Annotated in this window: 23 protein-coding genes and 1 other RNA gene; 12 read left to right on the top strand and 12 right to left on the bottom strand. The window is 44.4% G+C overall.

What is annotated here, in order from left to right; all coding sequences use genetic code 11:
- Positions 1–65: 65 nt before the first annotated feature.
- A complete protein-coding gene (locus MTF70_RS03305; protein ID WP_054866487.1) occupies positions 66–959 on the bottom strand; it encodes a LysR family transcriptional regulator in 894 nt (297 codons plus the stop codon).
- A 140-nt stretch (positions 960–1,099) separates the two neighbouring features.
- Here MTF70_RS03305 and MTF70_RS03300 point away from each other — a divergent pair, with 140 nt between their 5' ends.
- The 5 genes from MTF70_RS03300 to mscS all read left to right on the top strand — a co-directional run bounded on the left by MTF70_RS03300 (position 1,100) and on the right by mscS (position 8,065).
- The gene (locus tag MTF70_RS03300; protein WP_053306783.1) at positions 1,100–3,058 is read left to right on the top strand and encodes a ligand-gated channel protein; all 1,959 of its coding nucleotides are present in this window, start codon (positions 1,100–1,102) and stop codon (positions 3,056–3,058) included.
- 135 nt (positions 3,059–3,193) lie between these two features.
- Positions 3,194–4,231, top strand: a complete 1,038-nt coding sequence (epd, locus tag MTF70_RS03295) for an erythrose-4-phosphate dehydrogenase (protein ID WP_005384545.1) — start codon at positions 3,194–3,196, stop codon at positions 4,229–4,231.
- A 151-nt stretch (positions 4,232–4,382) separates the two neighbouring features.
- Positions 4,383–5,543 (top strand): phosphoglycerate kinase, encoded by a 1,161-nt coding sequence (locus MTF70_RS03290; protein ID WP_005384547.1) that lies wholly within the window; start codon positions 4,383–4,385, stop codon positions 5,541–5,543.
- 154 nt (positions 5,544–5,697) lie between these two features.
- A complete protein-coding gene (gene fbaA, locus MTF70_RS03285; protein WP_005380996.1) occupies positions 5,698–6,774 on the top strand; it encodes a class II fructose-bisphosphate aldolase in 1,077 nt (358 codons plus the stop codon).
- A gap of 424 nt (positions 6,775–7,198) precedes the next feature.
- A complete protein-coding gene (mscS, locus tag MTF70_RS03280; RefSeq protein ID WP_005380995.1) occupies positions 7,199–8,065 on the top strand; it encodes a small-conductance mechanosensitive channel MscS in 867 nt (288 codons plus the stop codon).
- Positions 8,066–8,112: 47 nt separating this feature from the next.
- On the opposite strand, the gene MTF70_RS03275 is transcribed toward mscS, so the two are convergent.
- Both MTF70_RS03275 and MTF70_RS03270 read right to left on the bottom strand, forming a co-directional pair.
- Positions 8,113–8,595, bottom strand: coding sequence for a YbaK/EbsC family protein (locus tag MTF70_RS03275; protein WP_005380994.1), 483 nt, complete (start codon positions 8,593–8,595; stop codon positions 8,113–8,115).
- Positions 8,596–8,621: 26 nt separating this feature from the next.
- Complete coding sequence (locus tag MTF70_RS03270; RefSeq protein WP_005380992.1) at positions 8,622–9,251, bottom strand: LysE/ArgO family amino acid transporter; 630 nt, start codon at positions 9,249–9,251, stop codon at positions 8,622–8,624.
- Between the two features lie 147 nt (positions 9,252–9,398).
- Between MTF70_RS03270 and MTF70_RS03265 the strand changes: the two genes are divergently transcribed.
- Positions 9,399–10,295, top strand: a complete 897-nt coding sequence (locus tag MTF70_RS03265) for a LysR family transcriptional regulator ArgP (RefSeq protein WP_005380990.1) — start codon at positions 9,399–9,401, stop codon at positions 10,293–10,295.
- A gap of 208 nt (positions 10,296–10,503) precedes the next feature.
- Complete coding sequence (locus MTF70_RS03260; protein WP_005384550.1) at positions 10,504–11,196, top strand: oxidative stress defense protein; 693 nt, start codon at positions 10,504–10,506, stop codon at positions 11,194–11,196.
- 71 nt (positions 11,197–11,267) lie between these two features.
- Here the strand turns inward: MTF70_RS03260 and serA are convergent, their stop codons facing one another.
- The 5 genes from serA to zapA form a co-directional block, all read right to left on the bottom strand.
- Positions 11,268–12,500: a phosphoglycerate dehydrogenase gene (gene serA / locus MTF70_RS03255; RefSeq protein ID WP_017821632.1), complete on the bottom strand. Its 1,233-nt coding sequence runs from the start codon at positions 12,498–12,500 to the stop codon at positions 11,268–11,270.
- A 274-nt stretch (positions 12,501–12,774) separates the two neighbouring features.
- Entirely contained in the window at positions 12,775–13,431 is a 657-nt protein-coding gene (rpiA, locus tag MTF70_RS03250) for a ribose-5-phosphate isomerase RpiA (RefSeq protein WP_005380982.1), read from the bottom strand.
- A gap of 53 nt (positions 13,432–13,484) precedes the next feature.
- Positions 13,485–14,084 (bottom strand): 5-formyltetrahydrofolate cyclo-ligase, encoded by a 600-nt coding sequence (locus MTF70_RS03245; protein WP_025768838.1) that lies wholly within the window; start codon positions 14,082–14,084, stop codon positions 13,485–13,487.
- A gap of 5 nt (positions 14,085–14,089) precedes the next feature.
- A non-coding RNA gene (gene ssrS / locus MTF70_RS03240) (6S RNA) lies at positions 14,090–14,274 on the bottom strand.
- Between the two features lie 8 nt (positions 14,275–14,282).
- Entirely contained in the window at positions 14,283–14,591 is a 309-nt protein-coding gene (gene zapA / locus MTF70_RS03235; RefSeq protein WP_005384553.1) for a cell division protein ZapA, read from the bottom strand.
- A gap of 249 nt (positions 14,592–14,840) precedes the next feature.
- Between zapA and MTF70_RS03230 the strand changes: the two genes are divergently transcribed.
- Genes MTF70_RS03230 through MTF70_RS03220 form a run of 3 tightly spaced genes read left to right on the top strand, consistent with a single transcriptional unit; the run spans position 14,841 to position 17,861 of the window.
- Positions 14,841–15,419, top strand: coding sequence for a YecA family protein (locus tag MTF70_RS03230; protein WP_025768839.1), 579 nt, complete (start codon positions 14,841–14,843; stop codon positions 15,417–15,419).
- Between the two features lie 23 nt (positions 15,420–15,442).
- Positions 15,443–16,621 (top strand): 2-octaprenyl-6-methoxyphenyl hydroxylase, encoded by a 1,179-nt coding sequence (gene ubiH / locus MTF70_RS03225; RefSeq protein WP_025768840.1) that lies wholly within the window; start codon positions 15,443–15,445, stop codon positions 16,619–16,621.
- A 31-nt stretch (positions 16,622–16,652) separates the two neighbouring features.
- A complete protein-coding gene (locus tag MTF70_RS03220) occupies positions 16,653–17,861 on the top strand; it encodes an FAD-dependent 2-octaprenylphenol hydroxylase (protein ID WP_025768841.1) in 1,209 nt (402 codons plus the stop codon).
- Between the two features lie 65 nt (positions 17,862–17,926).
- Here the strand turns inward: MTF70_RS03220 and MTF70_RS03215 are convergent, their stop codons facing one another.
- From MTF70_RS03215 to ygfZ, 3 genes are all read right to left on the bottom strand, one after another.
- Entirely contained in the window at positions 17,927–18,133 is a 207-nt protein-coding gene (locus MTF70_RS03215) for a DUF1107 domain-containing protein (RefSeq protein ID WP_005380970.1), read from the bottom strand.
- A gap of 639 nt (positions 18,134–18,772) precedes the next feature.
- Positions 18,773–19,246, bottom strand: coding sequence for a YbaK/EbsC family protein (locus MTF70_RS03210; protein WP_005384562.1), 474 nt, complete (start codon positions 19,244–19,246; stop codon positions 18,773–18,775).
- Positions 19,239–20,207: a tRNA-modifying protein YgfZ gene (gene ygfZ / locus MTF70_RS03205; RefSeq protein WP_025768842.1), complete on the bottom strand. Its 969-nt coding sequence runs from the start codon at positions 20,205–20,207 to the stop codon at positions 19,239–19,241. The genes MTF70_RS03210 and ygfZ overlap by 8 nt, the downstream gene beginning before the upstream one ends.
- 189 nt (positions 20,208–20,396) lie before the next feature.
- Between ygfZ and MTF70_RS03200 the strand changes: the two genes are divergently transcribed.
- Together MTF70_RS03200 and MTF70_RS03195 are read left to right on the top strand one after the other, a co-directional pair.
- On the top strand, positions 20,397–20,657 hold the full coding sequence (locus tag MTF70_RS03200) for a succinate dehydrogenase assembly factor 2 (RefSeq protein ID WP_005380951.1): 261 nt from the start codon (positions 20,397–20,399) through the stop codon (positions 20,655–20,657).
- A complete protein-coding gene (locus MTF70_RS03195; protein WP_230623489.1) occupies positions 20,626–21,087 on the top strand; it encodes a protein YgfX in 462 nt (153 codons plus the stop codon). The genes MTF70_RS03200 and MTF70_RS03195 overlap by 32 nt, the downstream gene beginning before the upstream one ends.
- A gap of 22 nt (positions 21,088–21,109) precedes the next feature.
- Here the strand turns inward: MTF70_RS03195 and nadB are convergent, their stop codons facing one another.
- Complete coding sequence (gene nadB / locus MTF70_RS03190; protein WP_005380947.1) at positions 21,110–22,723, bottom strand: L-aspartate oxidase; 1,614 nt, start codon at positions 22,721–22,723, stop codon at positions 21,110–21,112.
- Positions 22,724–22,860: the final 137 nt, after the last annotated feature.

Raw genomic sequence — 22,860 nt, 5'->3', positions numbered from 1 at the left:
GTAAACGACAACTGTTAGATGCTAAAGTTAGAAAGGCCATCATTATGATGGCCTTTTTATTTTTGTCAGGTTTTCCAACCTTGTGGAATGCTTTGGTGAATGCAGTCTAAAAGTACGGATAAGCGCAGTGGTGGTCGTCCTGCTGGTGTATAGCAGTTAATGGAAATAGGCTCAGAAAGCCAACCTTCTAAGCAAGGTGTGATTCGCCCTGGGTGATGTTTCTCATAGCCGCATGCTGTCCAAGTCGGCAGCAGTCCAATACCATGACCATTCGCGATACTGTCTATTTGCATTGCTATGTTGTCGCTGTATAAGCGACTAACAAAGGGCTCTAAAAAGAACTCACCGTGTTGAGGGTGTGCTAGCATCAATCCATTTTCTTGCACTGAACCAAAATCGATCCATGGATGTGCTTCAAGTTCTTTGGGGTGCGGTATAGGCCCATGTTGTTTTAGATAATTTGGAGAGGCAAAAGGCGTATAGCGAAATACCCCCAGCACTTCTTTTCGCCAGTCTAGCTCTTTACGTTCACCGAGCCAGATGAACAAATCTGGGTCATGATGCGCCTCAGAAAAGTCACTGGTAAGTTGAACTCTAACATCGGGATTAGCAGCAAGAAAACGATTGAGTACGCCGCCGAGCCAGCTTCTAACTAAGGCAGTGTGACAAACAATATGCAGTGGCCCTGAAACTTGGTTCGTTAAACCTTGAAGTGCATCATAACTCTCTTCACTTAACTCAAGAATCTGGCGGCTGTAGTGGGCAAAGATTTCTCCAGCTCTTGTCAGAACTAATCGATTACCTTGTCTGGCGGTTAGAGCCTGACCGAAGTCTTCTTCTAATTGTGCCAAGCGACGACTTAGCGTTGATTTTGGCTGATTAAGGGCTTTAGCAGCGGCTGTCAAACTTTTATGCTGATTGAGCGCATCAAAGGCTCTAATTGATGCTAAGTCGTGCATATTTCTTTTACTCCTTACTGCGTTATGTACGAGTTCCATAAATGGAAAGAACCGTTCCATAACTCTCACTATGCATCTCATTCTATTTGTGAATAATTCACTTTCGAAAATAATAATCATTATCAATTATGGAGATGTAGATGTCTACTCTTAGACTGCCAGTTATTACCGCAACTGGTATTTTAGCCTTCGTCAGTGTCCCTCATGTTTTTGCCAATGATGCAGTTTCTAAAATGGAAACAGTGGTTGTAACTGCATCAAGTTATGAGCAATCTCAAGCGGACGCGCCTGCAAGTATTAGTGTGATTTCACGTGAGGAGTTGGACTCTCGTTATTACCGCGATGTGACTGATGCACTAAAAAGTGTGCCAGGTGTCGTCGTGACAGGTGGTGGTGATACCACCGACATTAGTATCCGTGGTATGGGTTCTAAATACACTTTGATACTGGTCGACGGTAAACGTCAAAGCACGCGTGAAACTCGTCCAAATAGTGACGGTCCTGGTATCGAACAAGGTTGGTTACCTCCTCTTCAAGCGATTGAGCGAATCGAAGTTATTCGTGGCCCAATGTCGACGCTTTACGGTTCTGATGCGATTGGTGGTGTGATTAACGTCATCACACGAAAAGATGCGCTAGAGTGGACGGGTAATGTTCAACTGGGCACGGTACTACAAGAGAATAGTCGCTCAGGGGGAGAGCAGAGCGCGAACTTTTTCGTTAATGGTCCGTTGGCTGAAAATTTATCTCTCCAAGTATATGGTCAGTACACAACCAGAGAAGAAGATGACATCGAATACGGTTATGAAGATAAAGATATGCAGAGTATCTCTTCAAAACTGACTTACCAGATTAATGATCGCCACTCGGTGCAATTAGAGGGCGGCACGTCGGCACAAAGTCGTCGTGGCAATGTGGGCCTTTCAGTGCCGACCACAGGGTGTCGTGGTGGGTGTGAAGATTCACTGAATGAATATCGTCGTAATTACGTAACGGTAAGCCACAACGGTGATTGGGATTCGGTGGGAATTTCAGATACTTACTTACAGCGAGAAGAGAGCGAGAACAAATCTCGTGAGATGACGATCACCAACACCACGTTCAAATCGAGCTTGGTGACTGGTATTGGAAACCATACGTTGACGACGGGTGTGGACGCTACTCATGCAGAGCTTGAGGATTTCACCTCCAACAAAGCGTCATCGAAGACTGAAACATCGAATACGCAGTGGGCTGTTTTCATTGAAGATGAATGGAGAATTGCTGATCCGTTTAGCGTTACGCTTGGCGGCCGTCTAGATCATGACGAAAACTATGGCGCGCATTTTAGTCCGCGTGTTTACGGTGTATGGCGAGTTGATCCGTCTTGGACGGTGAAAGGCGGCGTGGCAACAGGTTTCCGTTCTCCACAATTACGTGAAATTACTCCTGGCTGGGCGCAAGTCAGTGGTGGCGGTAATATCTACGGTAACCCAGATCTTGACCCTGAAACGTCGCTAAACAAAGAAATCAGCGTCTTGTATCAAGGTGATTCTGGCTTAGATGTCTCTTTGACTGCGTTCCATAACGAATTCAAAGACAAGATCACACGTGTTGTTTGTCCAGACACTATCTGTACTGATGGCCCAAACCAATGGGGCGCAGATCCAACGTACCGTATTAACGTGGATGAAGCCGTCACACAAGGTATTGAAGCGACCTTAGCATCGCCGTTAACGGAAACCATTTACCTTAGCTCGAGCTACACATTTACCGACTCAGAGCAAAAAACAGGTGAATACAAAGGCATGCCGCTGCAGCAGTTACCAAAGCATCTGTTTAATGTGGATGTGACTTGGCAAACGACAACAGATCTAGAGAGCTGGGCGAAAGTCACGTACCGAGGTAAAGAAATGGATCCGGTTACTGGCCCATCAAGAAACAGTATTGTAGAACCAGCTTATACCTTTGTGGACGCCGGTGTGACATACCAGTTAACCGACAATACTCGTATTAAAGGCGCTATCTATAACTTGCTAGACGAGGAAATCAGTTACGAAGAATACGGATATATTGAAGATGGTCGTCGCTACTGGTTAGGTTTAGACGTCGCATTTTAATTATCTATCGTTGTAATAAGGTCGAGCATAGTCTCGACCTTTTTTAATCCTGCTTTACTGTGATTCAACAGGTGCGTTTGTCAGCCTGATCAGGTAGTATCTGTGACACGAAATTTTTGGTAGGGCGAAGGATAAATGCTAAAGGTTGCGATCAATGGATTTGGACGTATAGGTCGTAATGTTCTGCGAGCGGTGTATGAAAGCGGAAAACACCAGCAGATCAAGGTTGTGGCGGTAAACGAACTAGCACAGCCAGAGGCGATGGCACACCTACTGCAATATGACACCAGTCATGGTCGCTTTGGTAAAAAAATTTCCCATGACCAAGAACATTTGCATGTTCATCATGACAGCGGTGAATATGATTCCATTCGCATTCTCCATCTCTCCGAAATCGAATTACTTCCTTGGCGTGATTTAGAAGTTGATATCGTCTTGGATTGCACTGGCGTATTTGGTTCGCAAGCGGATGGGCAAGCGCATATAGAAGCTGGCGCTAAGAAAGTACTGTTTTCGCACCCGGGCGCAAACGACCTAGATAATACGATTATCTATGGCGTGAACCACGAAACTCTGAAAGACGAGCACCGTGTTGTCTCCAATGGCTCTTGCACCACCAACTGTATCGTTCCCATCATTAAAGTATTAGACGAAGCCTTCGGCATAGAGTCTGGCACCATTACCACAATTCATTCGTCCATGAACGATCAACAAGTAATTGATGCGTATCATAACGACTTACGCCGTACCCGCGCTGCAAGCCAATCTATTATTCCGGTGGACACTAAGTTGCATAAGGGGATTGAAAGAATCTTCCCGAAATTTTCCAACAAATTCGAAGCAATTTCTGTTCGTGTTCCAACGGTTAACGTCACTGCAATGGATTTAAGTGTCACAATTAGTACAAATGTGAAAGTTAATGACGTAAATCAAACCATTGTTAACGCATCTCAGTGTACATTACGTAACATTGTTGACTATACTGAATCGCCACTCGTTTCCATCGACTTTAACCACGACCCCCATAGTGCGATTGTGGATGGAAGCCAGACTAGAGTGAGTAACGGGCAACTCGTAAAAATGCTCGTTTGGTGCGACAACGAATGGGGCTTTGCTAACCGGATGCTGGATACTGCCTTAGCAATGCAAGCTTCTTCGCAAGTGGAACAGTAATGACGAAGAAGTGATGGAGAATTTTTATTTCAAGCCTTGAAATAAATCCATAATATCTCCATATCTATAACCAGTTTGAAGAATTAACAGGCTTGGCAGGGTTGCCGAGTTTTCAAAAACTTTAATTATTAAATATTTGAGAGGACACATCATGTCTGTAATCAAGATGACTGACCTGGATCTTGCAGGTAAACGTGTATTTATCCGTGCTGACCTAAACGTGCCAGTAAAAGACGGTAAAGTAACTTCGGATGCACGTATCATCGCATCTCTTCCAACTATTAAGCACTGCCTAGAAGCAGGCGCTAAAGTAATGGTTACGTCTCACCTAGGTCGCCCAACTGAAGGTGAATACGCTGAAGAGTTCTCTCTACAACCAGTTGTTAACTACCTAAACGACGCACTAGATTGCGAAGTGAAGCTAGCAAAAGACTACCTAGATGGCCTAGAGCTAAATGCGGGTGAACTTGTTGTTCTTGAAAACGTTCGCTTCAACAAAGGCGAAAAGAAAAACGACGAAGAGCTATCTAAGAAATACGCAGCACTATGTGACGTATTCGTAATGGACGCATTCGGTACGGCTCACCGTGCTCAAGCATCTACTCACGGCGTTGGTATGCACGCAGACGTAGCATGTGCTGGTCCTCTACTAGCGAACGAACTAGAAGCGCTAGGCAAAGCAATGGACAAGCCAGCTCGTCCAATGGTTGCTATCGTAGGTGGTTCAAAAGTTTCTACTAAGCTAACTGTTCTTGAGTCTCTATCTAAAATCGCTGACCAACTCGTTGTTGGTGGTGGTATTGCTAACACATTCATCGCAGCTGCTGGCCACAACGTTGGTAAGTCTCTATACGAAGCAGACCTAGTTGAAACAGCTAAGAAGCTAATGGACGAGTGTGCAATTCCAGTAGCAACTGACGTTGCATGTGCGAAAGCATTCGACGAGAACGCAGAAGCTGAAATTAAGCACGTTTCTGAAGTACAAGACGACGACATGATCTTCGACCTTGGTCCAGATTCAACTGCTGAACTAGCTGAAATCCTTAAAAACGCTAAGACTATCCTATGGAATGGTCCAGTAGGCGTATTCGAATTCAAGAACTTCGAAGCAGGTACTAAAGGCATCTCTGAAGCTATCGCAGCTTCTGAAGGCTTCTCTGTTGCTGGTGGTGGTGACACGCTAGCGGCTATCGACAAGTTCGGTATCAAAGCGGATGTATCTTACATCTCTACTGGCGGCGGCGCTTTCCTTGAATTCGTAGAAGGTAAAGTTCTTCCAGCAGTAGAAATGCTAGAAGCACGCGCTAAGTAATTAAAGCAAAGCGGGGGAGTGATTCTCCCGCTTTCTTGTTTGCTGCAACGTGTGAGGAACTCTGCTAGAATAGCCTCAGTTGTGAGCAAACGTTTGCAAGATTTTCAACTTAACAAGTTTTGTTTAAAAACGACAGATAAATAGGATTACATCCATGTCTAAGATCTTCGACTTCGTAAAACCAGGTGTTATCTCTGGCGATGACGTTCAGAAAGTATTTGAAGTTGCAAAAGAAAACAGCTTTGCACTTCCAGCAGTAAACTGTGTGGGTACTGACTCTGTAAACGCAGTACTTGAAGCAGCTGCAAAAGTTAAAGCTCCAGTTATCGTTCAGTTCTCTAACGGTGGCGCTGCTTTCTTTGCTGGTAAAGGTCTAAAACTTGAAGGTCAAGAAGCTCAAATCCTAGGTGCTGTTGCTGGTGCGAAATACGTTCACGCTGTAGCTGAAGCTTACGGTGTTCCAGTAATCCTACACACTGACCACGCAGCTAAGAAACTACTTCCTTGGATCGACGGTCTACTAGACGCTGGTGAAGAGTACTTCGCGCAAACTGGTAAGCCACTATTCTCTTCTCACATGATCGACCTTTCTGAAGAGTCTCTAGAAGAGAACATCGAAATTTCTGCTAAGTACCTAGAGCGCATGGCTAAAATGAACATGACTCTAGAAATCGAATTAGGTTGTACTGGTGGTGAAGAAGACGGCGTTGACAACTCTGATATGGATGCGTCTGAGCTATACACTTCTCCAGAAGACGTTGCATACGCATACGAGAAACTAAGCGCAATCAGCCACCGTTTCACTATCGCAGCATCTTTCGGTAACGTACACGGCGTATACAAGCCAGGTAACGTTGTACTAACTCCAACTATCCTACGTGATTCTCAAGCGCACGTTTCTGAGAAATTCGGTCTTCCAGCGAACTCTCTAAACTTCGTATTCCACGGCGGTTCAGGTTCTTCTCTAGAAGAAATCCGTGAATCTATCGGCTACGGTGTAATCAAAATGAACATCGATACTGATACACAGTGGGCTACTTGGGATGGTATCCGTAAGTTCGAAGCTGAAAACCACGATTACCTACAAGGTCAGATCGGTAACCCAACTGGTGAAGATGCACCAAACAAGAAGTACTACGATCCACGCGTATGGCTACGTGCAGGCCAAGCTTCAATGGTTACTCGTCTAGAGCAAGCATTTGCTGACCTTAACGCAGTTGACGTACTATAATCGTTACTGATTAAGTTACTTAAAAACCCGCTCTTTGAGCGGGTTTTTTTATGTCTATCACTTTCTTCCCTGCTGCTTTCTCCCAATATTTTTATGCGTTAGATTGTATTTGCTAGTGAGATATCTCACCTTTAACGTTTTTTTAAAGAAAACATGGGAATATCAGTCTTAAGAGTGGCGAAATCAGAGTGCATTGCGTAACCTGTAACAAGTCAGTGTCAGAAAGCTCTGATAAAGTCTTGTTTTGCATATCTTTGCGAAACTCTGACTTTGAAAAAAGTCAGAGTTGGGATATTGTGCCAAAAATCTGACACTGTTCAGTGGAGCAATAGGGATGTTGTTTTAGAAAAGAGCCTTTAAAAAACAAGGTTCATAAATTAACGGCAATTGGATTTATATCTCTTTATTTTTGAGGATAAGAATTATGGCAGGTGAATCGGTGGGTATCGATACCACTTTAACGGATGGTCTAACTCAGGCTGAAACTTGGCTGACAAACAATTCAGATCTACTGGTTCAGTACGGTGTGAACATTATCTCTGCGCTGCTTATTCTGTTTATCGGTAATCTTATCGTTAAGGCAGTCGCTGGTAGTGTTTCTAAAGTACTAGAAAAGAAAAACATGGATAAGGCCGTCGTTGAATTTATTCACGGTCTTGTTCGTTACTTGCTATTTGTAATCGTGCTAATCGCGGCTCTTGGTCGATTAGGAGTTCAAACCGCTTCTGTTGTTGCTGTGATTGGTGCGGCAGGTCTTGCTGTTGGTCTTGCACTACAAGGTTCACTATCAAACTTTGCAGCAGGCGTACTTATTGTTGCGTTCCGTCCATTCAAATCAGGCGACTACGTAGAAATCGGTGGTGTGGCGGGTAGTGTTGAAGCAATTCAAATCTTCCAAACCGTTCTAAAAACACCAGACAACAAAATGGTTGTTGTGCCTAACTCTTCAGTTATCGGCGGTGCCATTACTAACTACTCTCGCCATGCGACACGACGTGTCGACCTAGTGATTGGTGTTTCATACAAAGCAGACCTTAAACTAACGAAGAAAGTGATTCGTGAGACGCTAGAGAAAGATCCACGTATCTTGAAAGACCCAGATATCACAATTGGTGTACTTACGTTAGCAGACTCTTCAGTTAACTTTGTGGTTCGTCCATGGGTGAAAACTGCAGATTACTGGGGCGTATACTTTGATGCAATGCAAGGTATTAAAGAAGCATTGGATGAAAATGGTATCGAGATTCCATTCCCACAAATGGATGTTCACCTGAACAAAGTCGACGCTTAATCAAAAGCAGTCGATATTCAAAAGCGAGGCCAATAGGCCTCGCTTTTTTATATTTCGTAAAGGGTGTGATGACCAGCAAGTAAGAGGCGTTTTAGATGTTTACCTGCAAATCCAAATGTGAACTCAGGTAAGCCAGGCGTATAGAGCAACTCTTGATGTTGATAGAGATTGGTATCAACAATGATAGTGATGTATTCCGGTAAGCCTATTGGGCAAACCGCGCCGGGTACGCAACCTAACACTTCGACCATTTCATCGTCATTACAAATAGAGGGACGTTTACCTGTAATCGCTTTAATCTGCTTGGCATCGAGGCGCGAGTCCTTATCTGTCAGATAAACCGCGTAACCTTGTCCTTTGAGTGTTAAAAAGAGGCTTTTGGTATGCGTACCCGTCCAACCAAGCTCTCTCGCAATGCGTATATCTGTCTCAAAGTCTAAGATGGCTTCGTGCTGCCATTCCCGAAAAGGAATAGAGAGCGCGTTGAATCGCTCTCTATTGTTGTTATAAATACGTTTTAGTGACTCCATGTCTTTGCTGCCTTACTACCTGGTGATTACCAATACTTATCAATAAGCTCACTCGCTAAGATATACGCTATTGTGAACATCATCATTGCGATTGCAATGTCGATGGTTTTTTTCACTTTTGGTTTAGAGAGTGTTGGACCTAGTTTGGCTGCTCCTATCGATAAAGTGTAGAACCAAACAAAGGAAGCCAGAATCGTACCTAGTGCAAAAGCAATGCGATCATGGCCTTCAAATTGTCCACCGATCGAACCTAGAATAACGACTGTATCTAAATATAAGTGCGGATTAAGCACAGTGACAGCTAGCGCACCTAGAATAACCGTTCGACGACCTCGAGCTACAATCTCCCCTTTTGATTCCGATTCACTCTCTGGCTTAAAAGCACTTTTTAGCGAGAGCAGTCCATAGAAGCTCAAGAAAGCAATACCACCAAGTGTCACCGACGTCAGTAAGATTTCATTTTGAGACAGAATTGCACCACCACCAAAGATACCTAGAGAGATGAAAATCATATCTAGCACGCTACAAATAGTGGCGGTTGTTAGGTGGTGATTACGCTTTATGCCTTGATTCAAAACATACGCATTTTGCGCGCCGATCGGAATGATCATTGATGCTCCTAAACCAAAACCTTGCAATAGAACCCACAAGCTCACACTTCACCTCACTTCAAAATAACAAATACATTTACAGAAAAGGGAAAGATAAAGCGTTTATCTAAATAAGTATAATTAATGATTTTAATCTTACATTAGATAGACTAATTTAACGGGAGGCGTTTGATCAAGAGTGAGAGGAAAGGTATGCGAGGGTTAGATTACAAATGGATTGAGGCATTAGACGCTATAGTTTATCAGGGTAGCTTTGAGCGTGCTGCCGAGCATTTATTTGTTTCTCAATCCGCCATTTCTCAACGTATCAAGCAGTTAGAGAAGTTTCTCGCGCAGCCTGTTTTAATTCGAAGCCAGCCACCTAAGCCAACGCCAATTGGTAAAAAATTGTTGGGTCTTTATCGGCGAGTACGCTTGCTAGAGCATGAAATTCTCCCCGAACTAAAGAATGATACCAGTACGCGACCTGTGCAACTCTCTTTAGCGACTAATGCAGATAGCCTTGCAACATGGCTACTGCCAGCGCTGCAAAATGTTATGAAGCAGCGTCAAGTTGAACTAAAACTGACTATCTATGGTGAATACCGCTCTATTGAAAAACTCAAAAGTGGCGAAGTGACAGGAGCGATCAGCTTGGAGTCCCAGCCAATCCCCGGATGCAGAGCAGACTATTTAGGTCGCATCGATTATGTTTGTGTCGCGAGCCCAGAGTTCTATCAGCGTTATTTTTCTAAAGGTGTAAATAATCAGACATTGGCAAAAGCACCAGCCGTTTCATATGACCAATATGATGATCTACATAAAACATTTCTTACCGAGCATTTTAACGTCAATCCTGACAGCGTTATTCATCACAACATCAGTAGTTCTGAAGCGTTTCTAAAAGTGGCGTTAGCTGGTGTTGCTTATTGCCTGATCCCCCGCTTGCAAATTACCGACGAATTAGACAGAGGTGTGTTGGTTGATGTGACTCCAGGTTTTTTAATGTCCCATCGGATTTATTGGCACCACTGGCAGTTAGAAACTGGGGTATTACAAGAAATCTCACACGCGATAGTGGGGTATGCGCAGCAGCATCTACCTCAATAAGTTTGTCAGAGCTGCATATCGTTAACTTAAGTGTGTTTTGTTTAAAAATTACGCCAATGTTACATAGTCAAAGTTGTGTTAGAAGTCACTATGGGTGCTTGGATAATCGGCGGAAGTTTCTATTATGAAACCACACGCTTTCTCAGCCATGATAGTGATGTTGGAATCTGAGATTAAGTACTTAATTTTGTATGGATGGATTTATTGAATGAAATTGTATTCATTTTTGCTGGCTTCAGCACTCAGCCTTACCAGTGCTTCAGTTTTGGCGAATACGCCAGAGTTTGCTCATGTTACGACAACGGGGTATGGCGAAGTGACGGCCACACCTGATATGGCTACGTTTTCTGTAAAAGTAGTCGATACGACAATGACGGCCGAACAAGCGAAATTGTCCGTAGATAAAACCGTTGAAGAGTTTCTAAAAAGCTTGTCGGATGCCGGCTTGTCAAAAGACAATATTACTAGCTCGAATTTATACCTTGCTCCTCAGTACCATTACCCTAAATCAGGAAAAGCAGAACTTGTTGGGTATCGAGCATCTCGCAGTATTGATGTCACGGTGACGGATCTGAAAAACCTTAACCAATACCTAGATATGGCGTTAGAAGCGGGAATTAATCAGGTTGATAATATTCAACTTAAGGTAAGCAACCAAGCCGAGTATCAGCAAAAGGCACGAATGGCTGCGATTAAGGACGCAAGAGAAAAAGCAGGGTCATTAGCGACTGGTTTTGAGAAAAAGTTGGGCGATGTATGGCAGATCAATTACAGACAGATGCACGTTCAGCCTGTGTTAATGCGTTCAATGGCGATGGATAGTAAAGAAGGAGCGAATAGCTACCAAGATTCAACTATGATCATTCGCGATCAAGTCGATGTCATTTATAAGCTAAAGTAAGGCTTAGCAAACAGTAAAAAGCAAAAGGCAGGGAGTCATAACCCCTGCCTTTGTCGTTTCTGTTTCACTGTTTAGTGAAGGATACGAGCACGGATTGTGCCTTCAATGTTTTTGAGCTTTGTTAGAGCTTCTTCTGCTCGTTCAGTTTCAACGTCGATCACTACGTAGCCTATTTCAGCTGCTGTTTGTAGGTACTGCGCGGCAATGTTAATGCCTTCTTCAGCAAAGATGGTGTTGATCTGAGTTAGAATACCAGGACGGTTCTTGTGGATATGAAGCAGACGAGAGCACTCTCCACTGTGTTCTGGCAATGACACTTCAGGGAAGTTTACGCTTGAAAGTGTCGATCCGTTATCAGAGTACTTAGCCAGTTTGCCCGCCACTTCTAAGCCGATATTCTCTTGTGCTTCTTGCGTTGAACCACCAACGTGTGGAGTGAGAATGACGTTATCGAATTTTTGTAAAGGAGACTCGAACGGGTCAGCATTTGTTTTTGGTTCAGTTGGGAATACATCAATTGCAGCGCCGGCAAGGTGACCAGCTTCTAAGCTATGGCAAAGTGCAGGAATATCCACAACGGTGCCACGTGCCGCGTTGATAAAGATGGAACCTGGTTTCATTCGAGCAAATTCAGCTTCACCCATCATGTTTTTCGTTTCCGGTGTTTCGGGAACGTGCAAAGAAATCACATCACATTTGTTCAATAGTTCACTCATGGTATGTACTTGCGTCGCATTACCAAGGGACAGTTTGTTCTCAATATCGTAGTAGTAAACGCGCATACCTAAGTTTTCGGCAATAATACCAAGCTGCGTACCAATGTGACCGTATCCGATAATGCCAAGGCACTTACCACGAGCTTCGTAAGAGTTGTCTGCACTTTTCTTCCAAATACCGCGATGTGCAAGTGCATTCTTTTCAGGAATACCACGCACTAGTAAAAGGATTTGCCCAAGTACAAGCTCTGCCACGCTTCGAGTGTTAGAGAATGGTGCATTAAAGACAGGAATACCGCGTTTTGCTGCTGCATCTAGGTTTACTTGGTTAGTACCAATACAAAAACAGCCAATTGCAACCAGCTTGTTCGCCGCATTGATTACCTCTTCGGATAGGTTCGTACGGGAGCGGATACCAATGAAGTGCACGTCTTTTACCGCTTCAATTAGTTCTTCTTCCGGAAGGGAACCTTTATGGTATTCAATGTTGGTATAACCAGCTGCTTGAAGAACTTCAACTGAAGAAGGGTGGAGTCCCTCTAACAAGAGGATCTTAATCTTTTCTTTTTCCAGTGAAACTTTGGCCATTTTTTCTCGTCCTTAAAATGGAAAGGTGGGCTAATGTGGCGCACATTGGACAAAACTATTAAAAAGGGGATAATTAACAGTTTTGTAGGAAGACAAACGTTTCCCTGTGCGTCTTCTGTTCAATAAAGTAACAAAAAAAAATTGCTTTGGGTAAGAAAATTACGGAATAAGAGATAATTTTCTTATAGAAAGGAATAAAAAACGGTGCCTTTCAGCACCGTATGTAATGAAATAACAGAAAAGTGAACCAGATAGGTTCATTTTGGGCTGTTATTTATTCTTCAATTTTTGCACCTTCTGGTGTGCCAGTGATCACTACGTCTGCACCACGATGAGCGAAAAGACCCACAGTCACCACACCAGCGATGCCGTTTATTTTGTCTTCCATTTCTTTCGGGTTGGTAATTTGCATATTGTGCACATCCAGAATCACGTTGCCGTTGTCAGTCACAACGCCTTCACGGTAAGCTGGATCACCACCTAGTTTTACCAATTCACGAGCCACGTAAGAGCGTGCCATTGGGATTACTTCAACAGGCAATGGGAACTGGCCAAGTACGTCAACTGCTTTAGTGCCGTCAACGATACATACGAACTTATCAGAGATTGCTGCGACAATTTTCTCACGAGTCAGAGCCGCGCCGCCGCCTTTGATCATTTCACGTGCTGGGTTGATCTCATCTGCGCCATCAACATACACATCCAGCTTCATTACATCGTTACACTCGTATACTTCAATACCAAGCTCTTTAAGGCGCTCAGTTGAAGCGACAGAGCTAGACACTGCACCTTTAATATCATCTTTGATAGTGCCTAGTGCATCGATGAAGTGATTCACGGTAGAGCCAGTACCAACACCGACAATGCTGCCTTTCTCAACATATTTTAGTGCTGCCCAACCAGCCGCTTTTTTCATTTCATCTTGAGTCATGCCAATCTCCTGAATAGATGTTCGTTAACGTTTGCGGGCGTGATTATAGCGGCTTACTTGTCACTTTCCCATTGCCATATTTGGCTTGGGGTCACGATCTTAGGCAATGGAATGTCCCAGCTTTCAATTGGTAAGCGTTCTACATGTTGGCAGTCATGAGCGATACCGACAGGTTTAGCACCCTCTCCAGTTATAAACCAACGTGACAGAGTACGATCGTAGTACCCTCCGCCCATGCCTAAGCGGTGTCCGATGCTGTCGAACCCAACTAAAGGCGTGCAGATTAAATCAAGCTGGCGAACGGGTTTGAGGTGTCTGATATCGAGCTTGGGCTCTAAGATGCCGTACTTGTTGTAGACGAGCTGTTCATCACTTATATACTGAAGAAACAGTAACTGACCTTTAGAAAAGGGATGGATGACGGGCAGATAAACCGATTTTCCCTGTTGCCATAACCATTCAATGAGCGGTTTAGTATCAAGCTCACCGTCTGCAGAAAGGTAGATGGCAATATGTTGCGCCTGCTCGATTTCAGGAAGTTGGGAAAATTGAGTAATAAGGTCGATTCCCGCTTGGTATTGTGTATCACTGCACAGAGCGTTGCGCTTTTCACGAATCAGTTTGCGGAAGTCTTGTCGAGAGAGGTCTGACATAGAGAGAATACCCCAGGGTGCCGTTGAGGATTGTGGCCCTTGAACCAGCTGGTTCAAGGCGGATCAGCAATGACAACCGTAGGCTTCTCGGTGCATGCCGAGCTTGCTCAATAGTTACCAAATACTAACCCTTAGGTATTGCTTATCGGCTCAGGGACTTAAATCCTGCTGACGCACACCCCAGGGTAAATTTTGTATTTACTGCTGTCCTTGCGTAACTTTGCTTAGTGCGTTCTCTAAAGACGCGGTGAGCTTTTCCATTCGCTCAGTAATTTCTTGCTGTTGACCATTGGATTCGTATGACTTGGTGTGCAACTCATAGCAAATATTCAATGCAGCAAAGGTCAGCAGTTGGATTTCATTGGTTACCTTAGTACGTTCGCTCATTTCTTTCAATCGGCGATCCAGATCTTTTGCCGCTGCAACAAGAGACTCTTCTTGTCCTGTCGGACAATTCACTCGTGTAAGTTTGCCTAATATTTCAACGTCGATCGCTTGATTGCTCATGATGAATAAACTCTATATTCGCGCTATCTAAGGTGTTGCTTCATACAACTACCGAGGAGCAAACTATAGGAAAACCGCTATTAAGATTCAAGCATTTCCCATCACAGAAAGAGAAATGATGACGAGATCACACAGGAATTGGGCAAATTGAACAAATGCTGTCCAAAATTGAATTTGATAGCCGTTTCAGACCACTAACCTTGATGGTAGGATATACCAATACATTATTACGCAAGAATGAGCCAAGTTATGAGTGAAATCACCCTTCCTGAATACCAATCTATTGCTGCTGAACTGCAATCTGCAAGCCTAGCAGTAACACCTGCGGAATTACATGGCTTATTTGTCGGCATGTTAAGTGGTGGATTGGCGATCAATGATCAAACTTGGCAGCCTATTCTGTTTGACTACACCAATGATGGTATGGGTTGGCCTTCTACCGCGCTAGCTTTTGCTCAAAGCGTATTCACTGTTACTGTCAATGAACTAACTGGCACGTCGATGGAGCTGTCTTTATTATTGCCAGATGAGCCGGGCGAAGAAGGCTTATTCGTATTAGCCGACAGTGTGTCCGACTTTGTAAACCACTTTATTTCTGGGCTAGGTCTAGCAGGCGTTGCTCTTAATAAAGCATCTGATGACGCTAAAGAAGCACTGGCTGACTTAGAAGAGATTGCCAAATTAGGCATCGATGAAGATGACGATCTTGGTGAACAAGCGCAATTGCTAGAGCAAGTGATTGAGCACATCAAAGCTTGCGTACTAACGATTCATGCTGAATTTGGTGTTCGTCCTGAAAGCAGCGACAAAAAACCTACTATTCACTAATCGTAGACTGTCCAGAGGTTAGTATGAAGCAATATGATGTAGTCATTGCTGGTGGTGCCATGGCTGGTGCAACGTTAGCATTGGCGATTGACCATTTGTCTCAGGGAAAGCTCCGCATTGCAGTCGTTGAGCCTTTTAAAGCACAATCAGATATGCATCCTGGTTTTGACTCTCGCTCAATCGCATTGTCTTACGGTACTGTCAATCTGTTGCGTCAACTACAGCTCTGGACGTCAGTAGAACCGTTTGTCACCCCCATTGAACATATCCACGTTTCTGACCGTTCTCATGCTGGGATGACGGAGATTACCAAGCAAGAGGTTGGGGTTGAAGCTCTAGGGTATGTTGTAGAATTAGCCGATGTTGGGCGTGTATATCAAGAATTATTAGACAGCAGCGAATCAATTACGCTGTTTTGTCCTGACTCCGTTACCGATATCGAGCGCGAGCAAAACTGTACCCATGTGACGTTGAAAAGTGGTGAGCAACTTGAAGCAAAACTGTTGGTAGCTGCAGATGGTGCTGTTTCGACCTGTTGTCAGAAAATTGGTCTAGAAATTTCTGAGCAAGATTTTGAACAAGTGGCTGTCATTGCCAATATTGTGACTCAAGAACCTCATCAAGGTAGAGCCTTTGAACGTTTTACTGAAAATGGCCCTGTTGCTTTATTGCCAATGAGTGACAATCGAATGTCCTTAGTTTGGTGTTTGCACCCTGAAGAAGCCCAAGCCGTTCTTGAGTTATCTGATCAAGCATTTCTCCAGCATTTACAGAACGATTTTGGTTGGCGTTTAGGCGCGATGAAAAAAGTGGGGCGTCGTGCAAGTTACCCATTACTTCTTCGTCATCGAAAGCAAAATATTTCACATCGCTTTGCGATTGTTGGAAATGCGGCGCAAACGCTGCACCCGATAGCTGGACAAGGCTTTAATCTCGGTATTCGCGATGTAGTCTCACTAGCAGAAGAAATTGTGCAGCAAAGTGAGGATGTGGGTCTTTATCAAGGCCTGATGCGCTTTAGTCAACGTAGAGAAGCAGATCGAAGCGAAACTATTTGGCTAACCAGTGCCTTGGTGCATGTTTTTTCAAATGATTTACCCGCGATGCGAATTGGCCGAAATACTGCCTTAGCAGCGATGGATAACCTTTCTATTTTTAAGCAGCCGCTACTACGCCATACTCTTGGCTTGGTAAAACGATGAACGGCCGCACTGAATTAGGTAATAAAAAGCAATGATGCAAAGTGTAGATATCGCCATCATCGGCGGAGGGATGGTTGGGTTGGCACTTGCTGCCGCGTTCAAAGACAGTGATCTGCGTGTCGCCATTATTGAAGGTAAAGTGCCAGATGATTCGTTGAAAGAATTACCCGATGTTCGTGTGTCTGCGTTGAGCCGCTCTAGTGAGACGATTTTGCGTAAACTTGGTGCTTGGCAGGGCATAGAACAGCGCCGAGCTTCGCCTTACCATGGCATGGAAGTATGGGAACAAGATAGCTTTGCCAGCATTGAATTTAATGCACAAAGTATGGCACAACCTGATTTAGGGCATATTGTTGAGAATCGTGTGATTCAACTTGCACTGCTTGAACAAGTCCAAAAGCTCGATAACGTCACTATGTTTATGCCTGCACGTTGCGCGACTCTCGCGGTCGGTGAGCAAGAAAGCTGGCTGACGCTCGATAATGGCCAAGCCATGACCGCTAAATTAGTGGTCGGAGCCGATGGGGCGAATTCGTGGCTTCGCCATCAAATGGATATTCCATTAACGCATTGGGACTATGGTCATCATGCTTTGGTCGCGAATGTCAAAACTGCCATGCCACACAACAGCATTGCGCGCCAGATATTTACTCCTCACGGACCGTTGGCATTTTTGCCAATGTCGCAACCAGATATGTGCTCTATTGTTTGGTCCACGGAGCCAAATCGAGCAGAGCAGTTAGTGGCAATGAGTGAACATGATTTCAATAAAGCGTTGACGAGTGAGTTTGATGCTCGACTTGGTCTATGTGAAGTAGTGGGAGAGCGTGCTGCGTTTCCTTTGAAAATGCGCTATGCGCGAGATTTTGTTGTCGAGCGAGTCGCGCTGGTTGGTGATGCAGCTCATACCATTCATCCATTAGCGGGGCAGGGTGTGAATTTAGGTTTATTAGATGCGGCCAGTCTTGCTCAAGAGGTGTTAGCACTTTGGAAGCAGGGACAAGATATCGGTAGTAAACGCAACCTAAGAAGCTACGAGCGTTGGCGAAAAGCGGAAGCGGCAAAGATGATCGCTACTATGCAAGGGTTTCGAGATTTGTTCTCTGGCGAGAACCCAGCTAAGAAGCTCGTTCGTGGCATTGGCTTAAGTTTAGCGGGGCAACTGCCGGGAGCGAAAGATGAGATCATGAAGCGCGCGCTTGGTTTAAAGGGACACTTGCCGGATCTAGCGCGTCAGTAAGTGCAAAGCGAACTTCAAATACACAAAAGGCTGGTTAATCCAGCCTTTGTTTTATCAACATCTTGCTAAGCATATGCGCATCGGAGTTTCATTATTTCTTGATTGATCTCTTTGACCGCTCGGAAATGGCGTTGCTCTGCTTTCTCCGGCAGTATTAACTTACCGTTATCAAACTCGAATCTACCGACCCCGTAAATATAAATTCTTCCTTTAAAAAGACGACTTATATGTTTAGCAATCATACTTGGTGTATAGCGCTTAAACAGTCTCATATTTACTTTCCTTTTATCTAACCTAGCCTAGGTATTCTACGTTCTGGACGCGAAAATTATTGTGACAGCAATAGTATTAAATACAGATGTAGGGTGTTGCGTCAGAGAATTGTGTTGTCTTAGACAATTTGACAGTGTCATCTCTTAAATAGCGTGAGGATTACCCCAAAAATAACCTCTCTAAAGGAACCCTTACGCCAATACACTCCTTTTTACGTGACGCATTAAGCAATAGTTTTGTTACAGAATTAAGAATAGAACGAAAACGGTTGTTTGCTAGTTGTTTCTATTAAGGTCGTGCCTCGCGCAACACACTTTGCGTTCTAACGATTAGAGGAAATGAAAGAGAAAAAGTTCCACGTAAAAAAAAGCCCGCTTCAGCGGGCGAATAGTCACAGATGCATTACACAAAAGTGGATAACTAACTGCATGAATGCTGTCACTCAGCTAGCTGACTCACTTTATATCGGTTAAGTGCTTGTTTGAAACTTAACCAACAAATTCAGCATATACGAGTTTTATCTTTGTGACTATTTATGTTTTATATGTGATTAAAAATTCTCATATCTATTTTTGTAGATATGATCGAGATCACGCAGTGATAGAAACACTACGTGTCATTGCATTGTTTTTAGACGATTAACGACAGATCTCAGCCACGGTCGGCTGGCACAATTGGATAAGATCTTGAATAGAAAGCGCCAGTCCAGCCATGCGATCGCCACTGCTGATCGTGACTTCCTGTTCTTCTAGTAAGCTAGGGTCGAACACGATTGGCATATGACGTTTGAGTAGCAGAGGAGTGACAGTACCAATTTTGTAACCAGTGATGGACTCAACATCGGCTTGATCAACACAAGTCATCCGGCGACATTTCAGTAACGAGCGCACTTTTTTGGGATCAACGCTACGATCACCTGGCGCACAGGCGAGTGCATATTGATTACCCATGTCTCGTAGCAAGATTGCTTTCACCATTTGAGAAGGGCGAATGCCGCGTTGGTGCGCGGCATCCTCAATGGTGGTTGCTGGTCTTTGATGCGGTAACAGACGAAACGGAATGTGTTGGTCTGTGAGAAATTGCATCAAAGGAGTATTGATTGTATTACTCATCATCAAGACTGTAAGGCAGTGATTCGATTGTCCATTCACACTCTGGTTGCGCAACCAAACGAAGACGAGTGTCTTCATCGAGATTATTAGGCAGTACGATCAGGCCAATCGCGTGATTGTCACTGAACTGGTAGTGATTTAATAAAGCACCTACTGAACGCCAGTTTTCACCTACGCTGCGTTCGAGCTCAATTGGTTCGTCACTGAATGGAGCAGAAGTTGCACCTTTTACGATATACATCGCACGTTTATTGGTACCGCGATACTTCGCTCGTGCTACCGTTTCTTGTCCCGTGTAGCAGCCCTTTGTGAAGCTTATGCCTCCTAAAGCTTGCACGTTGAGTGCTTGTGGAATGTGAGCATTCTGTGCGGATGCAGAGACAAATGGTAAACCTGCCTCAATATCGAAACGATTCCAAAGCTCATTTGTCGTAAAGACAGCGTCGGTAGTTTCAACGATTTGCTGTGCTTCTGGCGCACTTAATATCAGTAACCAGCGATCTTGTGCAACTTGCACTGCTGTGCCACCGTCAACTGGGCGAACGCTGCCAGTTGTCTTGCTCATTGTTGAAATGAATTCATCGGCTTTGACGCCAGCGACACCTAAGATAACGTCATCAGAAGCTTCAATCGTTACTTTAGAGAAAATGGCGTATTTCTTTATTTCACTAAGTTCTACGTCAATCGCCGATTTTGGTTGGATCATGCCGTAGCCATCATGATGATGGAAAAGGCGGAACACGCTCCACACTTTGCCTTTCGCATCACAATGTGCGCCCAGTGTTGATTGGTCTTGTTCTAAAGAAACAACATCGCAGGTAACCTGACCTTGTAAGTATGATTTTTTATCGTCACCGATCATGGTGATCATGCCGAAGTTATCCAGCAGTGAGATAGATAACTCTGGAAGTGCGTCTTGAGTTGAGAGAGGTAATGCTGAAAAACGAGTTTGCCATTCCATAATTACAATGCCTTTTGAAGATATTTTTCCGCTATGTTATACCCAAATAACCTTGAGATACTAGGGGAGCGATTTACGAATCAACATTTGTCTGCTTTCACTATCGTATTGTGACCCGCACACTAGTGACGTAGCACATCCCTTGTTACACTCCGCACTAACAACAAGACATCTATGAAGGAATAGTGAATGTACACTCCGGAAGAAAAAGCGCGTATTAAATGGGCTTGTCGTCGAGGCATGCTTGAGCTTGACGTAGTAATTATGCCGTTTTTTGAAGAGTGCTTTGATACTCTGAGTGAACAAGAGCAGCGTGACTTTGTTTCTTTACTTGAATGCGATGATCCTGATCTGTTTACTTGGGTAATGGGGCATGGCCGTAGCGAAAATTTAGGTCATGCAGCAATGGTTGATAAAATTGTCGCCCATAACCTCAGCAAAGTTCGTTAATTTTACTGCTTCTCCCTCTCTGACTGCCCGAGTCCTCAATGTTGTACTTTTCTTATTGATGACTTGGGCTGTTATCTTCTCTAGCATTCCGCTCGTATTATCGACTTATTTGTTATTACTGATTGTTAAGGCTCTCTCAAGCCAAGGCCTTGTTCAACCTACAAGTCATGGGCATTGGTATGTGCACTGCGATGGCTCGGTTAGGTTTGATGCCCTTGAGTATGGCGAATACTCGGAAGATATTGAGTCCGAAAAGGGTCATTTACAGCGAGTCGATACATCGGCATCACCATTCAAGATAACATTCCAATTGCAATCTGGCCGTAGTGTTACGATTTGGCGTGATAGCTGTGACGATGAGCAGTATCGTCAACTATCTTTGGTATTACGCCAATGGGAAATGAAACAGGGAGCTAATGCTCCCTGCTGATGTAATAGTTTACTTGGTAGAGTTAAAGCTGTTTAGCTGGAACCAAAATCGTTGGTCCGCTGTTTTCCAGTTGGTTCGGATAATCAAGCGTGTAGTGCAAACCTCGACTCTCTTTACGCTGCATCGCACAACGAACCATCAACTCTGCTACTTGTAAAAGGTTACGCAGTTCTAATAAGTTGTTCGACACTCGGAAATTGCTGTAGTACTCGTGTGTTTCTTGTTGCAACAGTTGGATGCGGCGTAAGGCGCGCTCTAAACGCTTGTCAGTTCGCACAATGCCCATGTAGTCCCACATAAACAGACGAAGCTCGTGCCAGTTGTGCTGAATGATCACTTCTTCATCACTATTGGTTACTTTGCTTTCATCCCAACATGGCACCTGTGAAGGTAGCTCAACGTTAGTGTGATGTTTTAGAATATCTTTTGCCGCAGACCAAGCATAAACCACGCATTCGAGAAGTGAGTTTGATGCCATGCGGTTAGCACCATGCAGCCCGGTGTAGCTAACTTCACCAATCGCATACAAATTTTTCAGATCGGTGCAGCCATTTCTATCCACCATGACACCGCCACAAGTGTAGTGTGCAGCAGGTACGATTGGGATTGGCTCTTTAGTCATGTCAATGCCCAAGTCCATCAAACGTGAATAAATGGTTGGGAAGTGTTTCGTAATAAAGTCAGCAGGCTTATGACTGATGTCGAGATACATACAGTCGGCGCCTAAACGCTTCATTTCGAAGTCGATAGCACGAGCCACGACGTCACGCGGAGCAAGCTCTTTACGTTCATCGAAATCCGGCATAAAGCGAGAACCATCTGGACGGCGCAGGTAAGCACCTTCGCCACGCAACGCTTCAGTCAGCAAGAAGTTACGTGCTTCTGGGTGATATAAACACGTAGGGTGGAACTGGTTAAATTCCATATTCGCTACACGACACCCTGCACGCCAAGCTATCGCAATACCATCACCAGACGACACATCTGGGTTAGAGGTGTATTGATAAACCTTTGAAGCACCACCTGTAGCGAGAACCACAAATTTGGCTCGCACGGTTTCGACATGCTCTTCGTTGCGGTTCCAAATATAAGCACCGATAACTTTGTTTTTATCACCGCCAATTTTGTCTTCGGTGATTAAGTCCAGAGCATTATGACGTTCGAGAACATGAATGTTTGGATGATTATGAGCGTTATCTTGCAGGGAGGTTTGCATCGCCATACCTGTCGCATCTGCCGCGTGAAGAATACGACGACGGCTATGACCACCTTCACGAGTTAAGTGGTAGCGAGGTTCATCGTCAGAGTCATCTTCTTCACGATCAAATGGTACACCACCGTCAATCAACCACTGTACACACTCTTTTGAATGCTCAGCAATGAACCTTACGGTCTCCTCATCGCAAATACCATCCCCGGCGATTTGCGTGTCTTCAACGTGTGAATCAATGGTGTCTGACTCATCAAATACGGCAGCGATACCGCCTTGAGCATAGTAGGTCGCCCCTTCGCTGCGTGGTCCTTTACTCAGCACCATCACCTTACAGTGGTTAGCAACGCGCAAAGCCAACGACAAACCTGCCGCGCCACTCCCTACCACTAATACATCACACTCATGTTCACGATTTGTGTTCATATAACTTTTATAATCCCAAGCTAAGGTAACAAAGTTACCTTGTGTATTATTTGCACACCATGTGCATTCCATTATCGCGACATCTGTCGCTAAGGGCTAAGTTGGGAGACCTATCGACGTCCGTGTTACGGCGGTGA

Origin of the sequence: Vibrio sp. 2CM40D (assembly GCF_023161825.1) — a bacterium.
In the GTDB taxonomy this organism is placed as follows: Bacteria; Pseudomonadota; Gammaproteobacteria; order Enterobacterales; family Vibrionaceae; genus Vibrio; species Vibrio alginolyticus.
This window is presented reverse-complemented; position numbering and strand designations above follow the sequence as displayed.